Origin of the sequence: Pilimelia columellifera subsp. columellifera, assembly GCF_039532605.1 — a bacterium.
In the GTDB taxonomy this organism is placed as follows: domain Bacteria; phylum Actinomycetota; class Actinomycetes; order Mycobacteriales; family Micromonosporaceae; genus Pilimelia; species Pilimelia columellifera.
Genome location: NZ_BAAARY010000048.1, coordinates 1 through 5561 on the forward strand (window position 1 = coordinate 1; position 5561 = coordinate 5561).

Annotated in this window: 5 protein-coding genes; 2 read left to right on the forward strand and 3 right to left on the reverse strand. The window is 64.7% G+C overall.

Going from position 1 to position 5561, the window contains the following annotated elements:
• Positions 1–99 precede the first annotated feature (99 nt).
• Together ABD287_RS18050 and ABD287_RS18055 are read left to right on the forward strand one after the other, a co-directional pair.
• Positions 100–486 (forward strand): hypothetical protein, encoded by a 387-nt coding sequence (locus ABD287_RS18050; RefSeq protein ID WP_344174688.1) that lies wholly within the window; start codon positions 100–102, stop codon positions 484–486.
• A gap of 85 nt (positions 487–571) precedes the next feature.
• Positions 572–1096 (forward strand): SMI1/KNR4 family protein, encoded by a 525-nt coding sequence (locus ABD287_RS18055; RefSeq protein WP_344174697.1) that lies wholly within the window; start codon positions 572–574, stop codon positions 1094–1096.
• 301 nt (positions 1097–1397) lie between these two features.
• On the opposite strand, the gene ABD287_RS18060 is transcribed toward ABD287_RS18055, so the two are convergent.
• The 3 genes from ABD287_RS18060 to ABD287_RS18070 all read right to left on the reverse strand — a co-directional run bounded on the left by ABD287_RS18060 (position 1398) and on the right by ABD287_RS18070 (position 5319).
• Entirely contained in the window at positions 1398–3080 is a 1683-nt protein-coding gene (locus ABD287_RS18060; RefSeq protein WP_344174690.1) for a bifunctional 3'-5' exonuclease/DNA polymerase, read from the reverse strand.
• Entirely contained in the window at positions 3074–4246 is a 1173-nt protein-coding gene (locus ABD287_RS18065) for a hypothetical protein (protein ID WP_344174692.1), read from the reverse strand. The genes ABD287_RS18060 and ABD287_RS18065 overlap by 7 nt, the downstream gene beginning before the upstream one ends.
• A gap of 119 nt (positions 4247–4365) precedes the next feature.
• The gene (locus ABD287_RS18070; protein ID WP_344174695.1) at positions 4366–5319 is read right to left on the reverse strand and encodes a hypothetical protein; all 954 of its coding nucleotides are present in this window, start codon (positions 5317–5319) and stop codon (positions 4366–4368) included.
• Positions 5320–5561 lie beyond the last annotated feature (242 nt).

Below are 5561 nucleotides of genomic sequence, written 5' to 3' on the forward strand. Positions count from 1 at the left end.
TCTGCCACAACGGTTCGGGGCAGTACTTCTGAACATCATCCACACCAGCTCAACGAACGACCAGGCGCTGCAACAACCCCAAATGACACACGGTCTTACGTGTTCATGTCCGAGGGCGAGGACTATGTGGATGCGACGTGGGAGTCTGAGTCCGGCGAGAACGCGGTGATCATCCAGCCGGGCGGGGCGGTGCCTTCGTTCGTCACCGTCGCTCACCTTTCCGACGCGTTCCACTATTGCCGTGATGTTCTTGTCCCGGTGGATGAGCCCGATCAGGATGTTGAGCCCGACGAGGATGAGGGCGGGCCTTGGGAGTTTCTGGGCGGGGAGCCGGTGTGGTTACAGGGCGACGAGACGCCGGGGCCTGGCTGGCGGCTGGTTGCCCAGTTGGAGGACCACGGTCACAACTTCGGCGACGCCGGCATCGGGTACGTGTTCGTGTCCCCGGACGGCGACGAGGGCCGGTTCCTCTGGCAGTGTTCCTGACCTAGCTCGGACCCCCAGTCGCCCGCCCCGGCCGCTGAGCGGGCATCGACCACCGCCCGTCCTGATGAGACCGTAGGGTGTGGTCATGCGCGATGAATCACTCATGCTGCCACCCGAGTTGGTTGAGGCCCACGCGATCGGGTTCGACTACCGCGATGGCGACGGGGTTGATTTCGAGCCATACGATTCGTTCCTCACTGTGGGCGAGACAGTCCATTGGTGGCGTGCGTGGACTGGGAACAAGACGCAAGACGCGCCTGGGTTCAGGGTGTTCGGTCAGGACGGGACCGGTGGGCTGGCGGCGTTTTGGCTCATCCGGCGGGGTGAGCCGCTGCGCCAGCAGCCGGTGGTGTTCCTTGGGTCGGAGGGGGAGATCAGCGTCGTAGCATGTGACCTGGCTGCCTACCTGTGGTTGTTGGCGCAGGGGTTCGGCCCCTACGAGGCGTCGACATATCCCCAGCACGAGCATGACCCCCAACCCGTCGACCGCCTGTTGCAGATCGCGCAGCGATACGCCCCATCGGCTCAACAGACGCCCGCCGACATCGTCGGCGCTGCGCGGGCCGAATTCCCCGAGTTCGTGGCCCTCATCGACAGCGCCAGCCGATAGAAGTCCGACCCGCTTGCGTGCGACGAGTGTGGATGACCGGTGGCGGCGACTCTTGTCTGTCAGGGGGAGGGGTGTGCTCATGTGCGGTTTCGCTCGTCCTGTGTCGGTGTTGTGGTCTGTCTGCGGGAGCATGTTGGGGTGGGAGTAGAACAGCCAAGATCAGAACAGTCGGGGGTGCGGCGGCCGGCGCCGGACAGCGCGTATTTCGATCGTTGGTACTCACAGATGGAGGCATCGCCTGGCAAGGACGCGATCCTGATGTGAGGTCGTTCCGGCTTGTCATGCTGGTCTGTCGAGTTGGTCAGTGTGTCGCGTCGGCGTAGCAGTCGACGACCTGGGTGTGGGTGGGGAACCGTACCCGTGTCGCGCCGAACAGCAACTGCGACGCCTGCCGCCCGGCAGCCGTGATCGCCGCGGTGACCGCCGGTGCTTCGTCGGCAGGGCAGTGGACGACGACTTCGTCGTGTTGGAAGAACACCAGGCGGGCCTGCATACCCCCCAATGACGTGCGCAGCGTGGCCAGCAGGGTGAGCGCCCATTCTGCTGCGGTGGCCTGAACGACGAAGTTACGGGTGAACCGGCCCCGAGCCCGGGACCGGGCGGTCGCACTATTGGAGTCCGGCCCGCCAGGACTCGCCGGCCCGTCCGGGCCGCTGCCGAGCAGATCCGGCGCGTCGGCCGCCGCTGGTGGGCAGGTCCGCCCGAGCCAGGAGCGCACCAAACCACCGGCCTCCCCGGTACGCGCCGCCGCCTCCACGAACTCCCACGCCACCGGATAGCTGCGCCGCAGCACGGCCAACGCCGGAAGCGCGGCGCCGCCGGTCTGCCCGTACATCGCACCCAGCAACGCCACCTTCGCCTTCGCCCGATCCCCACCAAACGCCTCGGTCGCCAGCGCCGCGTACAGGTCACCGGCCGCACCGGCGGCGGCTAGCCGCTGGTCGCCGGAGATCGCGGCCAGGATCCGCGGCTCCAACTGCCCCGCGTCGGCCACGACCAGTTTCCAGCCGGGGTCGGCTACCACCGCCCGGCGGATCACCCGCGGGATCTGCAACGCTCCACCACCACGGGTGGCCCACCGCCCCGACACCACCCCGCCCGGCACGTACTCCGGCCGGAACCTGCCGCCACGCACCCACGCGTCGATCCATGACCAGCCGTGCGCTGTCCAGATCCGGTACCGCTCCTTGAAATCCAACAACAGCGGCACCGCAGGATGATCAACACCGCGCAGCACCCATGACCGGGTGCTGGGCACAGTGATACCGGCGAGGGCGAACGCGCGCAGCACCTCAGCCGGCCGCTCCGGGCGCAACGCCCGCAACCCGAACACTGCAGCGATCCGGGCACTGAGCTCAACCAACCGGGCCGGCGGCCCACCCACCAGCGACGGGGCGCCGAGCATGTCCGCCAACAGGCCGCGGTGCACCTCGACCCGCCACGGCAGCCCCTCATAACCCATCTCCGCTGCCACGAGCGCACCCGCCGACTCCGCGGCCGCCAGCAACCGCAGCCGACCCGGCTCCGGCAGGGCGGCAAGCCGGGCGACCTGGTCGGCGTACCCGTCGACGACGTCCCGCAACGACGACTCGGCCACTACGGGCGTGAACAACGCCGGCTGCCCACCACCAGGCGGATCAGCCACCCGCGCCAGCGGGTCGGCCGGTACTAGACGGCCGTCGCGGCGGGCGACCACCGCAGCCACCGAACGCGGCTCACCCCACCGACCCGCATACCCCAGCAGCAGACCCTCAACCAACTGCATGTCGTGGCACCGACCCACCCGAACCCCAGCCCGCAACAAACCCGGAACCACGTTCACGGCCGACGCCCACACCCAACGCGGCCCAGCACGGCCCTCCCACCCGCCGACCGCCGCCGCAAGATCAGACACGGCAACCAGCGGCCCGGCAACGACACCGTCAGGCCCCAGCGGACACAACTCACCGCCACCAGAACCATCAGAGGACACCGCGATCAACACCCGACGATCCTCCCCACCAGGTACGACACCGCCAAACCCACGACAGCTCTACCAAGGCGCCGCAGCAGAACTCGACCGCCACATACACATCGCCAACCAATGCTGCTCCACCACAACCCGATCCGACACAACATCCGGTACACACTCCCGCAGGATCGAGGGCGTCCGCTCATGCCGAGGAGAGTGCGCCCGATCACCAGACGAGCCGGCCATGCGGAACGGATGCGCTCATTGGGCTGAGTCTGATTACTATTGCGACGCCCAAACAGTATCCAATTGCAGTTTATCGCCGCGAGTCCAGAACGAGCTACAATGTAGTCTTCGAGATAGCGCGATTCCGCATCGATGCGCGTCCCGCGTAGCCAGTCGATTGCGGTCAGATAGATGCGTGGAAGTACTTCTCGAACCGCTGATGCGATTCCCGCGACTTGTCGCTCGAATGGTGTCGGCTCCATAGCTGAAAAATGTCTTAACAAACCAGAGAGATTGTCGATCTCCACCGGAGCAACTTGCGGGTTTGTGTAGGCAATGTTGCCAGGTCGGTCGTAGTGAAAGGCAGTATGCCGACGGCCGACTAGCACTGGCGACACATAGACGGATTCCGCCATGACCCGTCGAGCAATCTGCTTATCCTCCAATTCGTGCGCACTTGAGAAGGCGGGCGCTGCATATCGAACCAAGGCCGGACCGGCCAGCTGTCCTTCCAGGTCGCAGAGCGCTGAGTGTTGCGTGAAGTTCGACCGCACTCTTAGCCACTTCCGCGCGACCTTAACGCAATAGTGCGGGTCTAGCATAACTTTCTGCGAACCATGTAGCTTTAAGGTTGTGCGCTTCCGCAATTCGGGACGCTTGAACTGCAATATCAAACTCACGGCCGACCTTGGTAGGCGATGGGAAGGGAGGCCGGGCGGAAATCCAAAGTGACCTGCACTTAGTACAATCCCAGGCGGGCGAGGTCTGCCGATTAGCCGCCAGATGTCCGACGCGATCTGCGGATGGGTTGCGGCGTCATAAGCCACGAAGTTTTCAAAATGCTGTCCTGCTGAAAACATCAAGCCCGGTGGCAACCAAGGGCAGGTCGGAATCCCAAGTTCCAACAACAGAGCCGTTTCGTACTGCTTCTCCTCAAATTCAGCGAGTGCCATTGCTTGATTCTCCAGGTCCAAGACCCGGTCCGCTTCCGAATCGGGGATCAGGGGCTACCAGGTGACAGATCGCTTCGATGTCTACGATTCAAAGTGAACTTTTCTGCCGCGACGAGTGCGCTGGCTAACGGCTGGTTTATTCAAACAGCTCCGTGCGACGTAGTAACCATGTGCTGCTGCATCCATACGGTCAGCGCCTGGTGACGGGTTTGCCGGGACCGCTCCGCTCGGAGCGGGTCGTGGCCGAAGTAGGCAGCGAAAGTGGCGGCCACGACACCGCACGCCTCGATGCAGGATAACGTGGCCGCGCCGATGCCGATAACGTCCGGCGCCAGACGGGTCTGCGTGCCGACCCGTTCCACCACGGCGTCACCCAGCATCCATTGCATGCTGTGGGCGACGCCGGATCCGTAGTTAAAGAGGCCCGGCCGATCGGCAAAAGCGCTCTTTATCAGCGTGCTCTTTTGAACGATTGCCGGCTCCTTGGCGCCGTTCGGGATTTCAAGCCGCGTCACCGTCTTTCCGCGCCCGCCGAGAACTTCGACGATCCCCGCCTTCGTAATCTGGTCGGCGATCTTCGCCGGAAGGCGTTGGGCCGCCGCGACTCCCGGCTGCACGAGTGGGCTGAGAGCGCTCGGAACCGTGTTGGCCGCCTTCGCGCTGTGGGCTGCGTTGTCGCGCAGCAAGACGGCGCCACGCAGCAGGCGTTGCTCGTAGCTGACCGAGGAATCGTACAGGTACGCGATCTGCGCAGCCGCCTCGCAGGCCACCCGCATCGCCGTCATGTGGGCGAATAGCGGCGGCGACTCCGAGCTGTCTTCGACCGCGAGGAGACGACGGACAGCCCGAACGTGGTCCACCACGTTCTCGGACATCAATTCCGCGTGTCGGATCGTTTCTTTCCACAGCTTCTGTCGAGATGTGCGGTACTTGTGGTGCGCAGACTTCCAGGCAACGTCACGATCGACGAGGAACGGACAGCCCGGCTGTGGATCAGTGCTGTAACGCCGCACTTCGGTCGTAAATTTCGTTTCCTCCTGCCGCAGGGCGACGACGGCCTTGCGGATCACCGCCGGAGTCTGGCTCGAATCCATGCCAAGCACGGTATACGCGGCACCGCTTCGTGGCGGCGAACTCCAAGCGCGAGACCCCACCCGCCAGCCGTCGAATGCAATGCGGTGTGGATAGAACCGCAAGAGTCTCAGCGATGACGAGGCGGTGGGCGTGGCGCGGTTTACTCATCTGGCTCCCTTCTGTGTCAAGCGGCTAGCCGTTGTGGTGTTTTAGGGTTGGTGGTGGCGGGTCCGGGGTGTGGCTTGTCCGAAGTGCCGGTGTG

Excerpts from the sequence above, each read along its gene's own strand:
- ABD287_RS18055 (WP_344174697.1), top strand. The coding sequence starts at position 572 with ATGCGCGATGAATCACTCATGCTGCCACCCGAGTTGGTTGAGGCCCAC.
- ABD287_RS18070 (WP_344174695.1), bottom strand. The coding sequence starts at position 5,319 with ATGGATTCGAGCCAGACTCCGGCGGTGATCCGCAAGGCCGTCGTCGCC.